General features: G+C 70.7%; 1 protein-coding gene (only partly in view). It reads left to right on the top strand.

What is annotated here, in order from left to right; translation table 11 throughout:
• On the top strand, positions 1-22,175 hold the 3' portion of the coding sequence (locus LX13_RS17405; protein WP_253662525.1) for a non-ribosomal peptide synthase/polyketide synthase. Its footprint begins 11,677 nt before the window's first position; only the last 22,175 of its 33,852 coding nucleotides appear in the window; its start codon lies beyond the left edge, outside the window; it ends in the stop codon at positions 22,173-22,175.

Raw genomic sequence — 22,175 nt, 5'->3', positions numbered from 1 at the left:
GTCCGGGCTTCGACGTCACGACGACGGTGCCGGTGCGCACCGCGCTGTGGCGACTCGACGAGGACGCCACCGACGAACCGCCGGTGCACATGCTGGTCTTCGTCATCCACCACATCGCCGCCGACGGGCTGTCGATGCAGCCGCTGTCGGCCGATCTGCTGGCGGCCTACGGCGCCAGGGTCGCGGGCACCCGCCCGGACTGGACACCGCTCACCGCGCACTACACCGACTTCGCCGTGTGGCAGGCGGCCACCTTCGGCGACGGATCCGATCCGGCGTCCCCGGCGGCCCGCCAGCTCGAGCACTGGCGCACCGCCCTGGCCGACGCCCCCGAGATCATCGGCATCCCGACCGACCGTCCGCGCGGCCAGACCCGCAGCGGCATCGGCGCGACCCACGTGTTCAGCCTGACCCCGGAACTGCACCGGCGCATCGCGGCGACCGCGAACGCCACCGGGGTGTCGCGGTTCATGATCTTCCACGCCGCGCTGGCCGCGGTCATGGCGCGTCACGACACCGGCACCGACATCGTCATCGGCGCACCGATCGGTGGTCGCGGCAGTGCCGAACTCGACGCTCTGGTCGGCATGTTCGTCAACACCCTGGCCCTGCGCACCACGGTCGAACCGTCGATGACCGTCGCCGAGCTGCTGATGGCCGTCCGTCGCACCGACCTCGACGCCTTCACCCACAGCGACGTCCCGTTCGAGCAGGTCGTCGACGCGCTCTCGCCGACCCGCACCGCGTCGCACACCCCGATCTTCCAGGTCGTGATCGGTGTCAACGCCGCCTCGGAGACCGCGTTCGACTTCGACGGGCTGCGCGTGCAGCTCGGCGCGGTGGACACCGAGTACAGCAAGTTCGACCTGACCTTCGACCTCAGCGAGTCCTTCGACACCGACGGCGCGCCCGCCGGCGTGACCGGCTTCGTCGGGTACGCCACCGACATCTTCGACGCCGGAACGGCACGGGCGCTGGGGGACCGTCTCACCCGCATGCTCGACGGATTCACCACCGACGTGTCGAACCCGGTGGGCGACATCGACATCCTGGCCGACGACGAGACGCGCGATCTCATCCCGGTCCGCGGCCCGGCGGCCCCGCAGCCGATGTTGCTCTCCGACATCCTCGACGAGGCCGTCCGCCTCAATCCGGACGGCATCGCGCTGGTGTGCGGTGACCGGTCGATGTCCTACCGCGAACTCGACCAGCGCTCGAACCGGATCGCGCGCGAGCTGATCGCCCGCGGCATCGGTACCGAGGACGTGGTGGCGCTGGGTATGACCCGCGGCATCGAGTCGGTGCTCGGCGTCTGGGGCGTGACCCGCAGCGGTGCGGCGTTCGTCCCGGTGGACCCGAAGTACCCGGCCGACCGCGTCGCACACATGCTCGCCGATTCCGGTGCCCGACTGGCGATCTCCGTCGGTCGCGATCGCGCGGGCCTGCCGGACACCGTCGAGTGGTTGTCCATCGACGACCCGGTCATGGCACGCCACAGCGCCGCACCGATCTCCCCGGACGAGCGCGTCCGCGGCGAGCGGATCACGAACTGCGCGTACATCATCTACACCTCGGGAACCACCGGCAAGCCCAAGGGCGTGGAGGTCACCCACGGCGGTCTCGCCGCGTACGCGTCCGAGGTGGTGCAGCGCTACGGCCTGACGTCCGATTCGCGCACACTGCACTTCGCCTCGCCCAGCTTCGACGCCTCGGTGCTCGAGCTGCTGCTGGCGACCGGCGCCGGTTCGACGATGATCATCGTCGAACCCACCGTCTACGGCGGCGAGGAACTCCACGACCTCCTCGCCCGCGAACGCGTCACGCACGCGTTCATCACCCCGGCCGCACTGGCATCGGTGGACCCCGAGGGCCTGCCCGACTTCGCCGAGGTCGCGGTCGGCGGTGAGACCGTGCCGGTCGATCTGGTGGCGCGCTGGGCCCCGGGCCGCAACCTCTACAACGGCTACGGACCCACCGAGACCACGATCATGACCAACATCGGGCGCCCGTTGGTCCCGGGTGTCCCGATGACGATCGGCGGACCGATCACCGGCGTCGAGGCGCTCGTGCTCGACGTCCGGCTGCGCCCGGTCCCGATCGGGGTGCCCGGCGAGCTGTACATCAGCGGACCCGGGGTGTCGCGGGCCTACCACGACCGTCCCGGCCTGACCGCCGAGCGGTTCGTCGCCAACCCGTACCTGCCCGGCGAACGCATGTACCGCACTGGCGACATCGTGCGGTGGACGCGCGTCGGCCACGAGGACGGGACCTCGTCGCTCGAGGTCGCCTACATGGGGCGCTCCGATCATCAGGTGAAGGTGCGCGGCTTCCGCATCGAACTCGACGAGATCGACTCGGTGCTCAGCGGCCATCCGGCCGTGGAGTTCTCGGCGACGCTCGGGGTCACCGGTCCCGGGGGCGACACCGCACTCGCGAGCTTCGTGCTCCTCGTCGCGGGTTCGTCGGTCGACGCCCGCGACCTCACCACCTACGCGGCGGGATTCCTCCCGCAGCACATGGTCCCGAGCTCGGTGATGTTCATCGACGAGGTCCCGCTGACCCCGACGGGCAAACTCGATCGCCGCGCCCTGCCCGCACCGGAGTTCCTCGCCGTCGCGGTCAGCGAGCGCGAACCCGCGACGCCGCTCGAACGCGCCATCGCCGGTGCCTACGCCGAGGTGCTCGACCTCGAGCGTGTCGGCGCCGACGACTCGTTCTTCGACCTCGGGGGCAACTCCCTGGCGGCGACCCGCGTCATCGCGCGCATCGGCGAGACCCTCGGGGTCCGGCTCGGCGTGCGGATGCTGTTCGAGACGCCGACGGTCGCCGACCTCGCCGCCGCCATCGAGCAGTCACCCGAGCTCGGTCAGATGTCGGTGCAGCCGCTGACCGCGGGCCCGCGCCCCGAGCGCATCCCGCTGTCGTTGGCGCAGCAGCGGATGTGGTTCTTCAACCGGCTCAACCCCGATGACGCCGACTACAACATCCCGCTCGGCCTGCGACTGCGCGGAACGGTCGACGTCGCCGCCCTCACCACCGCGTTGACCGACGTCGTCGCGCGTCAGGAGATCCTGCGGACCGTCTACCCGGACTCGCTCGAGGGGCCGTACCAGAAGGTCCTCTCCCTCGACGAGTTCACCGTGACGCTGGAACGCACGACGGTGTCGTCGGAGTCGGAGCTGCACGCGATCTGTATGGATCTGGCCGCCGACGGTTTCGACGTGACGGCGCGACCGCCGTTGCGCGCGCGGCTGTTCGAGCTCGCGCCCGATGACCACGCCCTGCTGTTGGTCATCCACCACATCGCCGCGGACGGTTCGTCGTTGGTGCCGTTGGCCACCGACCTGATGACCGCCTACAGCGCGCGCGTGCTGAGGGAGGAGCCGCGGTTCCGTCCGCTGGCCGTGCAGTACGCCGACTTCTCGGTGTGGCAGCAGACGGTGATGGGGTCGCCGGACGACCCGGAGTCGTTGGCCGCCCAGCAGATCGCTTTCTGGCGCGAACACCTCGCGGGCATGCCCGAGCTGTTGGCCATCCCCACCGACCGCCCGCGCACCGACAAGCGGTCGATCGCCGGCGGCGAGGTCGCGTTCGACATCCCGGCGTCGCTGCAGGAACGACTGCACGCGCTGGCCACCGACGCCGAGACCACGATGTTCATGGTCATCCACACCGCGTTCGCCACCCTGCTCTCGCGCCTGGCCGGCACGTCCGACGTCGCGGTGGGGACACCGACCGCGGGCCGCACCGCCTCCGCGGTCGACGGCCTCGTCGGGATGTTCGTCAACACGCTGGTGATGCGGACCCGGATCGCCGGCTCGCAGACGTTCCGCGAGGCGCTCGCCGCGACCAAGGACGCCGACCTCGCCGCGTTCAACAACGCCGACCTCCCACTCGAGCAGGTCGTCGAGGTCCTCGCGCCGGTGCGCACCCGCAAGTACGCGCCGCTGGTGCAGGCCAACCTGACGATGCAGAACATCGACATCCCGGTGGTGCAGCTGCCGGGGATGTCGGTCAGTCAGCTCGACTGGCCCATCCGGTTCGCCAAGTCCGATGTGGGACTGACGGTCTCGGAGACATTCGGCGCCGACGGTCGTGGACGCGGCATCAACGCCAGCCTCGACTACGCGCAGGACATCTTCGACGAGTCCACGGTGGCGGGGATGGCGGAGCGCTTCGTCGCGATCCTGACCGCCGTCTCCGACGACCCCGACGCCGTCGTCGGTGACATCGACATCCTCACCGAGGCCGAGTGGTCGTCGCTCGAGGAATCCGACGAGGGCGACCGGGCGAACACCGGCTCGGGACCCGTCGGACTCGAGGGCACCTCGCTCGACGAGTTGCTGGCCACCGCGGCCCGGATCAACGGCGACGGCATCGCGCTCTCGCACGGCGGGGTGGACGTCACCTACGCAGCGCTGCAGGCGAAGTCGCGCGAACTGCAGACCACCCTGGCCGCCGTGGGCATCGGCCCGGAAGCCGCGGTCACCGTCGCCCTGTCGACACTGCTGCCCGGCCTTCTCGACGACGCCTCCGGCGGCGCGTTCGCCGAACGCTTCTCCGGCATGCTCGCCGCGGTCATCGCCGAATCCGGTGAGGCCCCCGCCACCGAGGACCTGACCCTCGCCGTCATGTTCGACGAGCAGGTCCGTCGCGCCCCGGACGCCACTGCATTGGTCTTCTCCGACGAGCGCGTCACCTACGGCGCCTTCGCCGAGCGCGTGAACCGCCTGGCCCGCCACATGATCTCGCTCGGCGTCGGACCGGACACACACGTCGCGCTCGCCATGCGCCGCTCGATCGACCTGCTCGTCGGCATGTACGCCGTCGTCGAGGCCGGTGGTGCGTACGTGCCCATCGATCTCGATCACCCGGCCGATCGCATCGCCTACGTGCTCGACAGCGCCCGCCCGGCGCTGATCGTCAGCACCACGCGCGACGCGTTCACCCCGCCTGCCCACGACGACGGGTCACCGCGCGACGTCCTGAGGATCGACACCCTCGACCTCTCGGGGCAGTCCGACGCGCAGATCACCGACGCCGACCGCCGTGCGCCGCTGCGGGCGGACAACACCGCCTACGTCATCTACACCTCGGGATCGACCGGCCGGCCCAAGGGCGTCGCCGTCACCCACCGCGCCATCGTCAACCGGCTGCTGTGGATGCAGGCGGAGTACCCGATGGACGCCACCGACGTCGTCATGCAGAAGACGCCCGCCACCTTCGACGTGTCGGTGTGGGAGTTCTTCTGGCCCCTGCAGGTCGGCGCGCAGCTGTCGATCGCCGTCCCCGACGGGCACCGGGACCCGGCGTACCTGTCGGACCTGATCGACCGGACCGGCGTCACCACACTGCATTTCGTGCCGTCGATGCTGTCGGTGTTCGTCGCCACGGCGACCGCGTCGAGCCTGACGTCGTTGCGCCGGGTGTTCGCCAGCGGTGAGGCGCTGCCACCATCGGTGGCCGCACGCCTGACCGCGCTCGCCGACGTCGAACTGCACAACCTCTACGGCCCGACCGAGGCCGCCGTCGACGTCACCTATCACCGCTACGTCGCCGCCGACACCGACACGGTGCCGATCGGACGCGCCGTGTCGAACACCGGCCTGCACGTCCTCGACGAGCGACTGCGTCCGGTGCCGCCGACCGTCGCCGGCGAGCTGTACCTCACCGGTGTGCAGCTGGCCCGCGCCTACGTGGGTCGCCCCGACCTGACCGCCGATCGGTTCGTCGCCGACGTCACCTCGACCACGGGGGAGCGGATGTACCGCACCGGCGACCTCGTGCGGCGTCGTGCGGACGGCGAGCTGGAGTACATCGGGCGGTCGGACTTCCAGGTGAAGCTGCGCGGCCTGCGCATCGAACTGTCCGAGATCGAGACCGCGCTGACCGACCTCGACGACGTGTCCGACGCCGTCGTGACGGTCGTCGACGCCGCGGGCGATCAGCAGCTCGTCGGCTACGTCGTCGCGACACCCGGGGCGAGCCCGCAGGTGTCCGACATCGAGGCCCACCTGCGTTCGCGGCTGCCCGCCTACATGGTCCCGGCTGCGACCATGGTGCTGGCCGAGTTGCCGTTGACGTCGAACGGCAAACTCGACCGCCGTGCCCTGCCGACGCCCGACTTCGCCTCCGAGGCAACCGAATACGTCGAGCCGAGCACCGAGGCCGAACGCGCTGTCGCGGCCGTGTTCGCCGAGATCGCCAAGAGCGACCGGGTGGGCGCGACCGACTCCTTCTTCGACATCGGCGGCACCTCACTGGGCGCCACCCGGGTGGCCGCCCGCGTGGCCGCCGCGCTGGGCGTGGACGTCAGCGTGCGCGACGTGTTCGACCACCCGTCGGTGGCCGAACTCGCACAGCTGCTCGCCGCCAGGGAGGACGGGCCCTCTCGCCCCCGTCTCGTCGCCGGACCGCGCCCCGAGCACATCCCGCTGTCGCCCGCCCAGGCGCGCATGTGGTTCATCAACCAGTTCGACACCAGTTCACCGGCCTACAACCTGCCGCTGCCGTTGCGCCTGACCGGATCCCTCGACGTCGAGGCGTTGCGCGCGGCGATCGCCGATGTCGCACGCAGGCACGAGTCGCTGCGCACGATCTACCCCGATTCCGCCGACGGCCCGCACCAGGTCGTCCACGACGCCGACGAGGCGCTGACCGACCTCTACCGCGAGGTCGTCGTCCGTCCCGACGACGTCGTCGACGAGGTCCGCAAGGCCGCGGTGGCCGGGTTCGACGTGACCACCGGGTTCCCGGCGCGGATCACCCTGATGCAGGTGGGTCGCGACGCCGACGACACCGGCGAACACGTCCTGATGTTGGTCATCCACCACATCGCCGCCGACGGTTCGTCGATGGCGCCGTTGTTCCGCGACCTCGTCGTCGCCTACGACGCGCGCCGGTCCGGACACGAACCGCAGCAGTCCCCGCTGGCCGTGCAGTACGCCGACTTCTCGTTGTGGCAGCTCGCCCTCCTCGGCGAGGAGTCCGATCCGGACTCGATCGCCGCACAGCAGATCGCCTACTGGCACGCAACGCTCGCGCAGCTGCCGGAGTCGATCGACCTGCCCACCGACCGGCCGCGGCCCGCGGTGCAGTCGCTGCGCGGCGACATCGCCCGCTTCACCATCGACGCCGGTCTGCGTACTCGCCTGGCCGCGGTGGCCCGTACCCACGACGTCAGCCTGTTCATGGTGTTGCACACCGCGCTCGCGGTGCTGCTGGAGCGTCTGTCCGGCTCGACCGACATCGCCGTCGGCACCCCGATCGCCGGTCGCGGCGAGGAGGCGCTCGACGACCTCGTCGGCATGTTCGTCAACACCGTCGTGCTGCGGACCGAGATCGACCCCGAGGCCAGCTTCACCGAGCTGTTCTCCACCGTCCGCGTGGCCGACGTCGACGCGATGGCCCACGGCGACGTCCCGTTCGAGCGACTCGTCGAGGTGCTCGACGTCCCCCGCTCGACCGCACACCACCCGCTGTTCCAGGTCGCGCTGTCGTTCGACAACAACGAGGCCCCCGACCTCGAACTCGCCGACCTGCGGGTGCGCGCACTCGAGGCCGAGTTCGAGGTGGCCAAGTTCGACCTCCAGCTGTCCATCGGCGACAACGTCGCCCCGGACGCACCCGCACCCGCCTCGTTCACCTACGCCACCGACCTCTTCGACGAGAAGACGGTGCGCAGCTTCGCCGATCGCTTCCTGCGCATCCTCGGCGCCATCGCCGACGACCCCGGCGCGGCGGTCAACAGCGTCGACATCCTCAGCGGCGCCGAGCGCGCCGAACTGCTCGGGGCGAACGGGCCCGCCACCGTCGCACCACGATCGCTGCCCGACCTGCTGACCACGGGCGTCGTGACCAACCCGATCGGCACGGCGGTCGTGTTCGCCGGCCGCGACTTCACCTACACCGAGGTCGACCGGGTCACGAACCGGATGGCGCGCAGGCTGATCGAGCTGGGCGCCGGACCGGAGACCGTCGTCGCCCTGGGCGTCCGGCGGTCGATGGAGTCGGTCCTGGGCATCTGGGCCATCGCCAAGACCGGTGCGGCCTACCTGCCGATCAACCCGGAGTACCCGAACGAGCGCATCAGCGACATGCTCACCGACTCGCGGGCGATCTTCGGACTCACCGCCCCCGGTGATCTCGCCGATCTCCCGGCGCAGCTCGGCTGGCACGACATCGACGAGCTCGCCATGCTCACCGACGATCTGTCCAGTGACCCCGTCACCGACACCGACCGCCGCTCGCCGATCCACCTCGATCAGGCCGCGTACCTGATCTACACGTCCGGCTCGACCGGCAAGCCCAAGGCCGTCGTGGTCACCCACCGCGGTCTGGCCAACCTCGCCACCGACGTGCGTGAGCACTACGACGTCACCGCGACCTCGCGCTTCCTGCACGTCGCGTCGCCGAGCTTCGACACCTCGGTCGGTGAGTTGCTCGCCGGGTTCACCGCGGGCGCAGCGGTCATCGTGGCACCGCAGGACACCTTCGGTGGGTCCGAGCTCGCCGACCTGATCGTCGAGCAGCGCGTCACCAACGTCGTCATGACCCCGACCGCTCTCATGACCGTCGACCCGGCGGGCCTCGACTCGGTCCGCTCGGTCGTCGTCGGTGGCGACGTGTGTCCGCCCGAGCTCACCGCGCGGTGGTCCGGACGGCTGCGCAACGCCTACGGCCCCACCGAGGCGACGGTCATCGTGACGATCACCCCTGCGTTGAGCGACGGTGATCGCGTCACCATCGGTGCCCCGCTGCGCGGGGTGTCGGCGCGGATCCTCGACTCCCGGTTGCGGCTGGTGCCGCGCGGCATGGTCGGCGACCTCTACCTCGCGGGACCGGGTGTGGCCCGCGGCTACCACGGTCGCCCGCAGATCACCGCCGAACGTTTCGTCCCCGACCCGTTCGGTGCCCCCGGCGAGCGCATGTACCGCACCGGCGACCTGGTCCGCCGCAGCCTCGACCCGATGGTGGCCGCGAACTCGCTGGAGTACGTGGGCCGCAGCGACTTCCAGGTCAAGGTGCGCGGATTCCGCGTCGAGCTCGGTGAGGTCGACCGCGCGCTCGTGGCCTCCGGCGACGTCGACTTCGCCGTCACCATGGGCCTGCCCGGCCCCGACGGTGACACCGCGCTGGTCGCCTACGTCCTCGCCAAGCCCGGCCGGACCCTCGACGTCGAGGCCCTGCGCACCTCGGTGGCCGACCAGTTGCCGGGCCACATGGTCCCGTCGGTCGTCACCGTTCTCGACGAGATCCCACTGACGCCGGTCGGCAAGCTCGACCGCCGCGCCCTGCCCGCACCGGAGTTCGTGGTCGCCGAACGCGTCTACCGCGCGCCGCGCAGCGCGCTGGAGATCACCATCGCCGCGGTGTACGCCGAGGTCCTCGGGGTCACGGCGGTCGGCATCGACGACGACTTCTTCGATCTGGGCGGCAACTCGCTGTCGGCCACCCGCGTCGCGAGCCGGGTGGGCTCGGAGATCGGCCGCAAGGTACCGGTCCGCGAACTGTTCGCCGCACCGTCGGTCGCCGAACTCGCGCAACGACTCTCGGGCGACGGCGTGGCCACCACCCCGCGACCGCGCCTCGTCGCACGTCCGCGTCCGGCGCAGATCCCGTTGTCGCTGGCGCAGACCCGCATGTGGTTCCTCAACCGCTTCGACCCCGACTCGGCGGCCTACAACATCCCGGCCGCGGTCACCCTGACCGGCGACCTCGAGATCGCGGCGCTGCGTGCGGCGATCGGCGACGTCATCGAGCGGCACGAGTCGCTGCGCACGGTGTACCCGGACTCGCCGTCCGGTCCGCACCAGGTGATCCTGCCCGCCGACCAGGCGATCCCGGAGCTCGAGATCGTCGCGTCCACCCCCGCCGAGGCGCCCGCGCTCGTGGGGGAATTCCTCGGCCGCAGTTTCGATGTCACGGCCGCGGTGCCGTTGCGCATCCGTCTGATCGAGCTCGGTCCGACCGAGCACGTGCTGGCGCTCGTGGTGCACCACGTCGTGGCCGACGGTCAGTCGATGGCGCCGTTCGTCGCCGACCTCGCGGTGGCCTACGCCGCGCGGGTGCACGGTGAGCGCGCCCTGTTCCGGCCGATGCCCGTGCAGTACGCCGACTACGCGATCTGGCAGCGTGAGCTGCTCGGTGACGAGTCCGACCCGACCAGCGTCCTGTTCGAGCAGATCGAGTTCTGGCGGAACGAGTTGGCGGGCATCCCCGATCAGCTCGAGTTGCCCACCGACCACCCGCGTCCGCCGGTGCAGTCGCTGCGCGGGCACCAGCACCGCTTCGACATCGACGCCGCCCGTCACCGTGGGCTCGCCGACCTCGCGCGGTCGCAGCGTGCCAGTACGTTCATGGCGTTCCACGCCGTCTACGCCCTGCTGCTCTCACGGCTGAGCGGGAACCGCGACGTCACCGTCGGATCGCCCATCGCCGGGCGGCACGAGCGGGAACTCGACGGCGTCGTGGGCATGTTCATCAACACCCTCGCGCTGCGCGCCGACGTCGACCCCGCGCAGGGATTCCTCGAACTGCTCACGCGCGTACGGGATCGCGACGCCGAGGCGTTCTCGCACTCCGACGTGCCGTTCGAGCGACTCGTCGAGGTGCTCAACCCGGTCCGCTCGACCGCTCGGCACCCGATCTTTCAGGTCGGACTGTCGTTCCAGAACATCGAGCACGCCGACCTCGAACTGGCCGGACTGCGGATCGAGCCGGTGGAACTGCCGGAACTGGTGGCGCAGTTCGACCTCCAGCTGATCCTGGTCGACCGATACGACGACGCCGGCGAACCCGCCGGGGTCGAGGCGGTGTTCACCTACGCGCAGGACCTGTTCGACGAGTCGACGGTGTCGTCGATCGTGGACAACCTGCTCTCGCTGATCGACGGCGTGCTGGCCGATCCGACCGCGCCGGTCGGCGACCTCGAGGTCCTCACCCCGACGCAGCGCACGGTGCTGCTCTCCGACCGCAACAACACCGGTGTCGCCCTGGCGCCCGGGACGCTCGCCGGGTTCCTCGACAGCTCGCTCGACACCGACCCGCAGGCCGTCGCGTTCGACACCGGCGACGGCGCCACACTCACCTACGCCGAGGTGGCACAACGGGTTCGGCAGCTCGCACACCACCTGATCGACCTCGGTGTCGGTCCGGAGAGCATCGTCGGACTGGCGATGTACCGCTCGGTGGACCTCATCGTCTCGATGTACGCGGTGTCGATGGCCGGTGGCGCGTACCTGCCGATCGACCCCGACCACCCGGTCGACCGCGTGGGCTACATCCTCGACAGCGCCCAGCCGGTCGTGGTGCTGTACTCCGCGTTGCGGCCCGAGGCGATCGCGCACACCGTGCCGAGCATCGACCTCGCGACCCTCGACCTGTCGGAGCAGCCGACGACGGTCATCGGTGACGAGCAGCGACGGGCACCGCTGCACCCGTACAACACCGCCTACCTCATGTACACGTCCGGCTCGACGGGACGCCCCAAGGGCGTGCCGGTGCCGAACTCGGCGATCGTCAACCAGCTCAACTGGATCCAGACCGCGCTGCGCATCGGACGCGACGACGCCCTGCTGCTGCGCACCCCGTCGACGTTCGACGTCTCGGTGTGGGAGTACTGGTGGGCCCTGATCGCCGGAGCCCGACTGGTCATCGCCAGCCCGCAGGGCCACCGCGACCAGACCTACCTCGCGAACCTGATCCGCGACACCGGCGTCACCACCGCGGTGTTCGTGCCGTCGCTGTTGGCCGCGTTCGTGCAGGAGGCGACGAGCGGACAGCTCGCCTCGGTGCGACAGGTCCTCGCGATCGGTGAGGCACTGACCCCCGAGGTGGTCGGACGCTTCCGCGACGTCACCCGGTCCGACGACCGCGTCGGCGACGTCGCGCTGCACAACCTGTACGGACCGACCGAGGCCGCGGTCAGCATCACCCACCAGCTGGTGGCGTCGAGCGCGCAGACCGTCGTCCCGATCGGCCGCCCGCAGTGGAACAGCCAGGTCTATGTGCTCGACTCCCGTCTGCAGCTCGTGCCCGACGGTGTCAACGGCGAGCTCTACCTCGCCGGTGTGCAGCTGGCCCGCGGCTACCACGGCCGCTACGACCTCAGCTCGGAACGCTTCGTCGCCAACCCCTTCGGCGCGCCGGGGGAGCGGATGTACCGCACCGGTGACGTCGCGAAGTGGACGACCGACGAGACCGGCGCACCGACCCTGGCGTACATGGGCCGCACCGATTTCCAGGTCAAGATCCGCGGACTGCGGATCGAGCTGGAGGAGATCGAGCGCGTCCTGGCGTCCTCGGCGCAGGTCGACACCGCCGTGGTCACCGTCCACAGCGACGACCACGCCGGCGAGCAGCTGGTCGCGTACCTGTTGCCCGCTGCGGGGGTGACCCTGGACCAGCAGGCACTGCTGGAGGAGGCGGGTCACGAGCTGCCCGCGTACATGGTTCCCGCGGTCGTGATGGTGGTCGAGGAGTTCCCGCTCAACATCAACGGCAAGCTCGACCGGAAGGCGTTGCCGGAGCCGGTGTTCGGCGGGGCCGACGGTTACCTGGCGCCGCGCGGACCGGTCGAGGAGATCGTCGCCGCCGTGTTCGCCGACATGGTCGGTGTCGATCGGGTGGGGACCACCGACAGCTTCTTCGCCGTCGGCGGCAACTCGCTGTCGGCGACACGGGTCATCTCGCGCGTCAACGCCGCCCTGGGGACCGAACTCTCGGTCCGCGACCTGTTCACCGAACCCACCGTTGCCGGCCTGGCCGCGCTGGCCGAGCGTGGCGACGAACGCCGCGCCCGACCGCCGCTGGTCGCCGGTGCCCGACCGGACCGTCTGCCGCTGTCACCGGCGCAGGCCCGCATGTGGTTCATCAACCAGTTCGACACGGCCTCACCGGCGTACAATATCCCCGCGGTCATCCGACTGTCCGGCGACCTCGATCTCGACGCCCTGCGCGCCGCGGTCGCCGACGTCGTCGACCGCCACGAGGTCCTGCGCACCTACTACCCCGACGACACGACCCCGGCGATGCGCGGTCCGAGCCAGGTCATCCTCGACGCCGACGACCCGCTCGCCGAGGGCACGGCCATGGCCCTGCGCACCGTCTCCGGTGACGACGAGGTGCAGCGCGCGCTGGCCGGGCTCGTCCTCGGTGGGTTCGACGTGGCCACCGCGGTCCCGGTGCGGATCTCGGTGCTCGAGCTGTCGGCGACCGAACACGTCCTCGTGGTCGTCATCCACCACATCAGCGGCGACGGTTCGTCGATCGCCCCGCTCGCCCGCGACGTGATGGTGGCCTACACCGCCCGCGCCGCCGGCGAGGTCCCGACGTGGACCCCGCTGCCGGTGCAGTACGCCGACTACGCGCTGTGGCAGCGCGAGGTCCTGGGCGAGGCGTCGGATCCGGACTCGCTGGTCAATTCCCAGCTCGCCTACTGGACCGAGCAGCTCGCCGGATTGCCCGACGCGATCGACCTGCCGTTCGACCGTCCGCGGCCGCCGGTGCAGTCGATGGCGGGTGCGAGCCACGAGTTCACCGTCGACCGGGAGCTGCGCGACGCCCTCCAGCGCGTGTCGAACGCCAACGGCGCCACCATGTTCATGACGTTCCACGCGATCCTCGCGGTGCTGCTCGCGCGGTCGAGCACCACCGACGACGTCGCCGTGGGTACCGCCATCGCCGGCCGCGGTGCCGAGGAGATCGACGACCTGATCGGTATGTTCGTCAACACCCTGGTGCTGCGGACGAAGGTCAGCCCAAACCAGCCGTTCACCGAACTGCTGCGCACCGCCCGCGACACCGACGTCGCCGCGTTCACCCACACCGAGATCCCGTTCGAGCGGCTCGTCGAGGAACTCGCGCCCGATCGGGAGACCTCGTATTCGCCACTGTTCCAGGTGGTCCTGGCGTTCCAGAACAACGAGACCGCCGAACTCGAGTTGCCCGGCCTGCGGGTCTCGGGCATGGAGAGCTCGACCTGGACGACGAAGTTCGATCTGCAGCTGACCCTCGCCGACGCCGTCGGTGGCGCCGGGGACATGCTCGCCCTGTTCACCTACTCCACCGCACTGTTCGACGCGTCGACCATCGCGGCGTTCGCCGATCGTCTGATCGCCATCATGCGGTCGGTCGCGGCCGACCCGGATGTCCGCGTCGGCGACATCGAGCTGCTCGGTGAGGCCGAGCGGGCCGAACTGTCACCGGTGCACGGTGCGGCGGCCGTCGCGCCACGGACCTTCGGCGCGATCTTCGCCGACGCCGTCGCAGTCGATCCGGCCGCGGACGCGGTGGTGTGTGGCGAGGCCGTGCTGACCTACGCCGAGCTCGCCGCCCGCGCCGATGCGGTCGCGGAGATGTTGCGCGCGTCCGGATCCCGCGTCGGTGAACCGGTCGCGCTGGCCATCGGTCGGTCGATCGAGTCGATCGTCGGGTTCTGGGGCATCGTGCGAGCCGGTGCGGCCGTGTTGCCGATCGATCCGAACTACCCGGCCGACCGCATCGAACACATGGTGAGCGACTCGGGTGTGACGCTCGGCCTCGCTCTCGGTGAGACCGTGTCCGCTCTGCCCGCCCGGGCTCGCTGGATCCCGATCGAGGAGGTTCCGCTCGAGCCGTCGACGCTGGTGGCACCCGCGGAGCCCGACCTCGACGACCTGGCCTACGTCATCTTCACCTCGGGGTCGACCGGCCGACCCAAGGGCGTCGCGGTGCCGCATCGCGGTCTCACCGGGGTCGCCCATGAGGCGGTCGAGCGATTCGGCCTCACCCCGGACTCACGCGTCCTGCACTTCGCGTCCCCGAGCTTCGACGCGTCGGTGTTCGAGGCCGTGCTCGCGGTCGCGGCCGCCTCCACCCAGGTCATCGTCCCGACGAGTGTCTTCGGAGGCGACGACCTCGCGCGTCAGCTGCACGAGCACCGTGTCACGGTCGCGTTCGTGACGCCGGCCGCACTCACCACGGTGCCGACCGCGGGGCTCGACGCCCTCGCCGTCGTCTGCGTGGGTGGCGACGTCTGTCCTCCCGACCTCGTGCGCCGCTGGGCTCCGGGACGACAGATGTTCAACCTGTACGGCCCGTCCGAGACCACGATCTGGGGCTCGTGCAGCGATGCCCTGGTCCCGGGTGAGCCGGTCCGCATCGGCGGCCCGATCACCGGGATGAACGCGTTGGTCGCCGACTCTCGTCTGCGGCCGGTCCCGCCGGGCGTCGCGGGCGAGCTGTACCTCTCCGGGCCCGCCATCGCCCGCGGATATCTCAACCGCAGCGCCCTGACCGCCGACCGTTTCGTCGCCGACCCCTACGGCGCGCCCGGTGAGCGCATGTACCGCACCGGTGATGTCGTGCGCTGGAAGCGCACCCCCGACGGCACCGGGTGGGAACTCGAATTCGGCGGCCGGTCCGATCACCAGGTCAAGGTCCGCGGCTTCCGCATCGAACTCGGTGAGATCGACGCCGTCCTCGCCGCACACCCCGACGTCGACTTCGGTCTGACCGTCGGTCTGCCGCACCCGACCTCGGGTCAGACCATGCTGGCGTCGTACGTGTTCCCGGCCGCCGGGCGCACGGTGTCGGTCAACGACGTCACCTCGCTCCTCGGATCCCGGCTACCCGGCCACATGGTCCCCTCGTCGATCACCGTCCTCGACGCGGTCCCGCTGACCCCGGCGGGCAAGGTCGACCTGAAGGCGCTGCCCGCACCGGTTCTCGGCTCCGACGTCGAGTCCTACCGTGCGCCGGTCTCGCCGATGCAGGAGGCCCTGACCGGGCTGTTCGCCGAGACCCTCGGCGCCGAGCGGGTCTCGATCGACGATTCGTTCTTCGCCCTCGGCGGCGACAGCATCGTGTCCATCCAGCTCGTGTCCCGCGCCCGCGCCCGCGGCATCGTGTTCACCCCGCGCGACGTGTTCGACCGTCGCACGGTGGCCGAACTCGCCGAGGTCGCGCGGTTCGAGGCCGACGCCGTGATCACCGTCATCGACGAACTGCCCGGCGGCGGTGTCGGTGAGGTGCCACTCACGCCGATCATGGACTGGCTGGTCGACACCCGCAGGCACTACCGGGTGTTCTCCCAGGCCGCGTTCCTGACGTTGCCCGCCGATCCCGGCCACCAGCGTCTGCTCGACGCGGTCGCGGTCCTGCTCGACCGTCACGACGCGCTGCGCTCGACACTCGTCGAAGCGACGGATTCACCTGCGCACCTGCTGATCTCCCCGCGGGGATCGGTAGCGGCGGCATCGGTGCTGACCCGTGTCGAGTTCGATTCCGCACCGGGCTCCGACGAGTTCGTCGCGATGGTGGCCCGCGAGACCGACGCCGCCAACGACCGCCTCGACCCCTCGCAGGGTCGGGTCATCGAGATGGTCTGGTTCGACCCGTCCGCGAGTGCACCGGCCGGCGCCACCGGACGCCTCTACGTCGTCGCGCACCACCTGGTGGTCGACGGTGTGTCGTGGCGGATCCTGTTGCCCGACCTCGCCGTTGCCTGGTCGAAGACCACTGAGTTGACGGAGTCGGAGGCGACCGGATCGGCGGATGGACCGATCGATCCCGATCAGGTCCTCGAGCCCGTCGGAACCTCGCTGCGTGCCTGGGCGCACGCGTTGACCGACGCGGCCGTGCGGCACTCGTCCGAACTCGACCACTGGGTGCGCGTCCTGGACGGGCCGGATCCCGTGCTGGGTCGACGTCGCGTCGATCCGGACGTCGACGTCGCGTCGACGATCGAGCGCCTCACCGTGTCGCTGCCGGTCGACGTGGGCACGTCGATCCTGACCGGCATCACTTCGACCTACCGCGGCGGTGTCAACGACGCGCTGCTGGCCGCGCTGGCACTCGCGGTGCGGCGCTGGCGGATCCGTCGCGGCGAGACGGTCTCCTCGCTCCTGCTCGACCTCGAGGGCCACGGCCGCGAGGAGTCCGCGGTGGGCGGAGCCGACCTGTCGCGCACCGTCGGTTGGTTCACGTCGCTGTACCCGATCCGTCTCGACCTCACCGGCGTCGACGACGCCGACGCGTTCGCCGGCGGACCGGCTGCGGGTGCGGCGTTCAAGGCCGTCAAGGAACAGTTGCTGACCGTGCCGGAGAACGGCATCGGGTTCGGGCTGCTCCGCCACCGCAACCCGACCGCGGCCGGACGCCTCGCCGGCCTCGGCGAGGCGCAGATCGGGTTCAACTACCTCGGACGGGTGGCAGGTGCCGCCGACGTCGACGAGGCGCAGGCCGCGTTCGGATGGCAGACCGCCTCCGACGGTGGCGAACTCGGTGGCGCCCTCGACGACGACATGGTCGTGCCGCAGGTCCTGACCATCAACGCCATCACCACCGACACCGCACGCGGGCCGGAGGTGTCCGCGTCCTTCGCGTTCGCCTCGGGAATCCTCGACCGCGACGAGGTCACCGAGCTCGCCGACCTGTGGGTCGAGGCCGCCGCGGCGTTGGCCGTGCACGACCGCAGTGGTGACGCCGGCGGCCTGACCCCGTCGGACGTTCCGCTGGTCGCGGTCGACCAGGCCGCCATCGACGTCCTCGAGGCCGGAGCCGTTGGGGTGGACGACATCTGGTCGCTGTCGCCGCTGCAGAGCGGCATGCTGTTCCACGCCGCGTTGGCCGAGCAGGCGACCGACATCTACACCGCACAGCTGGTCTTCGAGCTCGACGGCCCGGTGGACCAGGAGCGGATGCGGACCGCCTTCACCGCGCTCGTGGCGCGCAACGAGAACCTGCGGGCCGGCTTCGGCCACACCGCCGACGGCACCGCCGTCCAGGTCATCGCGAAATCGGTCGAGGTGCCGTGGCAGTTCGTCGATCTCACCGACGAGCCCGACCGTGACGCGGTCGTCGACGGGATGCTGCGTGCGCACCGCACCGCCCACTTCGACATGTCGGCCCCGCCGCTGATGCGGGTGCTGCTGCTGCGGGTCGGACCCGATCGGCACCGCATGTCGGTCACGAACCACCACATCCTGCTCGACGGGTGGTCGGGACCGCTGCTGATCCAGCAGCTGTTCGTCCTGTACGCGACCCGCGGCGACGACTCTCATCTGCCTCGCGCCCGCTCCTACCGGGACTTCCTGGCCTGGCTCGCCCGTCGGGACGCCGATGCGGCGGTGGCGGCCTGGCAGCGTGCCCTCGACGGCCTCGAGTCACCCACGATGCTGGTGGAACGGATTCCGGCCGATCTGACCGACATCGGTGTCCCGGTGGAGATGGCGATCGAGCTCGATTCCCACACGACCGAGGGGCTCGCCGACCTGTCGCGCGATCGCGGCCTGACCCTGAACACGATGGTGCAGGCGGCGTGGGGTCTCGTCCTCGCCCGCTCGCTGGGCAGCGACGACGTGGTCTTCGGTGCCACGGTGTCGGGCCGCCCGCCCGAGATCGACGGCGTGGAGAGCATTCTCGGCCTGTTCATCAACACCATCGCGGTGCGGGTGCGTCTCGACGAGCGCGAGTCGGTCGTGAGCTTCCTCGAGCGCGTGCAGTCCGAGCAGGCCGGGTTGCTCGACGCCCACCACGTGGGCCTGCCCGCGGTGCAGCGCGCCACCGGACTCCCGCAGCTCTTCGACAGCCTGACGGTCTTCGAGTCCTACCCGGTGGACCGGTCGACGCTCGAGGCGCAGACCTCCATCGACGGGATGTCGGTCCGCGGCGTCGCCATCAACGACGCCTCCCATTACCCGGTCACCGTTCTCGCGCAGTCCGATCCCGGTCTGACGGTCAACCTCAAGTACGTGCCGGTGCTGATCCCGGACGAGCGTGCCGCCGTTCTCGCCGCACGCATGCAGCGGGTTCTGGAGGCCTTCGCGGCGGCGAGCACGGGCTCGGTCGGTGATCTCGACCTGCTCGACGAGGCCGAGACCGCGGCGCAGCTCGACGATTGGAATGCGACCCGTCGCGAGATCGCCGACGCAGGGGTCATGGACGTGTTCTCGGCGCAGGCCGCGCTGACCCCGGACGCGGTCGCCTACTCCGACGGCGAGCGGGAACTGACGTTCGCCGAGTTCGACGCGCTGACCAACCGCCGGGCGCGTGCGCTCGCCGCCCGTGGGGTCGGACCCGACAGCATCGTCGGTGTGGCGATGTCGCGCTCGCTCGAGCAGGTGGCCGCGGTCTACGGGATCCTCAAGGCCGGCGGCGCTTACCTGCCGCTCGACGTCGACGCACCCGACGACCGTCTGGCCACCGTCATCGCCGACGCCGACCTCGCGTGCATCGTCACCGACGCCGCGCAGCTGAGCCGGATCCGTGGGATCGATCCCACGGTGGCATGTTTCGACGCCTCCTCGCCGGACCTGCAGTCGACGGCGGACACGGCGCTGCGCCCGACCGAGCTGGTCGGGACGGTCCGGCCCGCGTCGCTGGCGTACGTCTTGTACACCTCGGGGTCGACCGGACGACCCAAGGGTGTGCAGATCACCCAGCGCGCCCTGATCAACCAGTTGCGTTGGCTCGCCGCCGAATACGAGATCGGCGGTGACGACGTAGTCCTGCTCAAGACGCCGTTCACGTTCGACGCCTCGGTGTGGGAGATGTTCGCGCCCGCGCTGGTCGGTGCCCGCACCGTGGTCGCCGGACCGCAGGCCCACCGTGACCCGGTGGAACTGGTGACGCTGGTCGAACGGCATCGGGTGACCGTCGCGCAGTTCGTCCCGTCGGTTCTCGCGGTGTTCGCCGAAGCCGCGGCACCACAGGCGGTCTCGTCGCTGCGCCTGGTGTTCAGTGGTGGCGAGGCGCTGCCGCGGTCACTGGCGCAGGCGGTCTCGTCGGTCGGTGGCGCACAGGTGGTCAACCTGTACGGGCCCACCGAGGTCACCGTCGACGCCACCTCCTACGTCGCCTCCAACGGCGTGGTCCACAGCTCGGAGACCGACGGCCAGTCGGCCGTCCTGCCCGCGGCGAACCGCGCGGCCTCCGACGCGGTCCCGATCGGTAAACCGGTGTGGAACACCAGCGGCTGGGTCCTCGACCACTGGCTGCGTCCGGTCGTCACCGGTGCCGTCGGCGAGCTGTACCTCGGCGGGACCCAGTTGGCGCGTGGCTATCTCGGACGTCCTGATCTCACCGCGGAGCGTTTCGTGCCCAGCACGTTCGGTCCGGCGGGCGCGGTCATGTACCGCACCGGTGACCTGGTGCGCCGACTCGTCGACGGGTCGTTGGAGTACGTCGGACGATCGGACTTCCAGGTCAAGGTGCGCGGTCTGCGCATCGAGCTCGAGGAGATCGAGGCCGCGCTCGCCGCCCACGAGTCGGTCGCGCAGGCGGCGGTCATCACCGACACCGCCGAGGGCCGCGCCCGGATCATCGGCTACATCACCGGCCGGTCCGGCGTCGACGTCGATCCGCTCGCCGTCCGCGAACACGCCGGCCGCGTTTTGCCGGCGTACATGGTCCCCGACGTCGTCGTGCTGCTCGACGAGTTCCCCCGCAGTCGCTCGGGCAAGATCGCCCGGCGCGAGCTGCCGGTGCCGACCCTCGACCGCGCCCAGATGCGCGCCCCGGCCACCCCGAGCGAGGAACTGCTGTGCCGCATCGTCGGCGAGGTGGTCGGTACCCAGGCCGGCGCCGACGACTCGTTCTTCGAATTGGGCGGCGACAGCATCGGGGCGATGCAGCTCGTCACCCGTGCCCGTGCCGCCGGACTCACCTTCACCGCGCGAGACGTGCTGGAGCAGCGGACGATCGCCGCGCTGGCCCAGACCGCCGACAGCCGTGCCGTCCTGCACGCGGGCCCCGAGGTCCACGAGGGATCGGCACCGCTGACGCCGGTCATCGAGAAGATGCTCGAACGTGGCGGCGACCACCGGCGGTTCGTGATGCCGATGGCGATCACCGTGCCCGCGGACGCGGACGAGTCCGACATCGTCGAGGTGATGCGCAGCGTCATCGATCGCCACGACGCGCTGCGGTCGCGGCTCGACACCGACGCCCACACCCTCGAGGTCGCCGCACCGGGCACGGTGGATCCGAGCACCCTGATCACCCGGATCGAGCTGGGCACCGACGAGGCCCCGGATCTGCCGGGGTACACCGCGGTGCTGCGCGGCGCGGTTGCCGACGCGGTCGACCTGCTCGACCCCGCGGTCGGCGACATGATCCGCCTGGTGTGGCTGGTCCCGCCGGCGGACGCAGCAGAGCGTTCGGTGCTGGGTCGCCTCGTCGTGGTCCTGCACCACCTCGTCGTCGACGCGGTCTCGTGGCAGACCCTGACCGCCGACCTCGCGGTCGCGGGCACCCAGGTGTCGGCCGGAACCGAACCGGTCCTGCCCGACGCGGGCACGTCGTGGATCAGCTGGAGCCGGGGACTCGCGGCCCGGGCGGAGAGCCGTCGCGATGAGCTCGAGCACTGGACGACGACGCTCGATGTCGAGGATCCGCCGCTCGGGACCCGACGCCTGGATCTGAGCACCGACCGCATCGACCGCCTGGCCCGGACCGAGTTCGTGATCGGGTCCGACCTCATCGCCCCGTTGGCGGCGACCGTCGACGCCGAGACCACGCTGGCCGACCTGCTGGTGGCCGGACTCGCTGCCGCGATGGTCGGATGGCGCAGCGATCGCGGGCTCGACGTCCCCGGGGCGCTGCTGACGCTGGAGGGCCACGGCCGCCAGGAGGCGCTCGTCGAGGGCGCCGACCTGTCCCGTGCGGTTGGGTGGTTCACCTCGATGTACCCGACGCACATCGACCTGAGCGGTGTGGACACCGCCGACCTGGTGCTCCGAGGCGACGTGGCGCGCGACGTCGTCTCGCGCACCCGCGCGGCCATGGCCGCCCACCCCGATCGCGGCGTGGGCTACGGCGTGCTGCGCTACCTCGACCCGGTCGGTCGCGCCGAGCTGAGCCGGTTCGCCGAGCCGCAGGTGGTCTTCAACTACGTCGGCACCATCCCCGGCGCGGAGGTGGGCTCGGAGGTCGAGCAGACGCCGTGGTTCCCGGACGTGCGCGGACCCGAGCTCGTCGACATCGACGACCCGGAGATGTTGGCGCGCGGCAACCGGATGCCCGCACAGGCCGAGATCGACATCCAGTCACTGTCGACCACAGGGCCCGACGGACTGATGGTGCGCGCGCTGGTCACCTACCTCGATGACGCCATCGACTACGAGGACCTCGACGAGTTGTTCCAGCACTGGCTGGTGGCGCTGCAGTCGATCGCCGACAGCCGCGCCGACTGA

The organism is Williamsia maris, assembly GCF_024171815.1.
In the GTDB taxonomy this organism is placed as follows: domain Bacteria; phylum Actinomycetota; class Actinomycetes; order Mycobacteriales; family Mycobacteriaceae; genus Williamsia_A; species Williamsia_A maris.
Note: the sequence above shows the minus strand (reverse complement) of the source record. Positions and strands in the feature narration are given on the sequence as shown.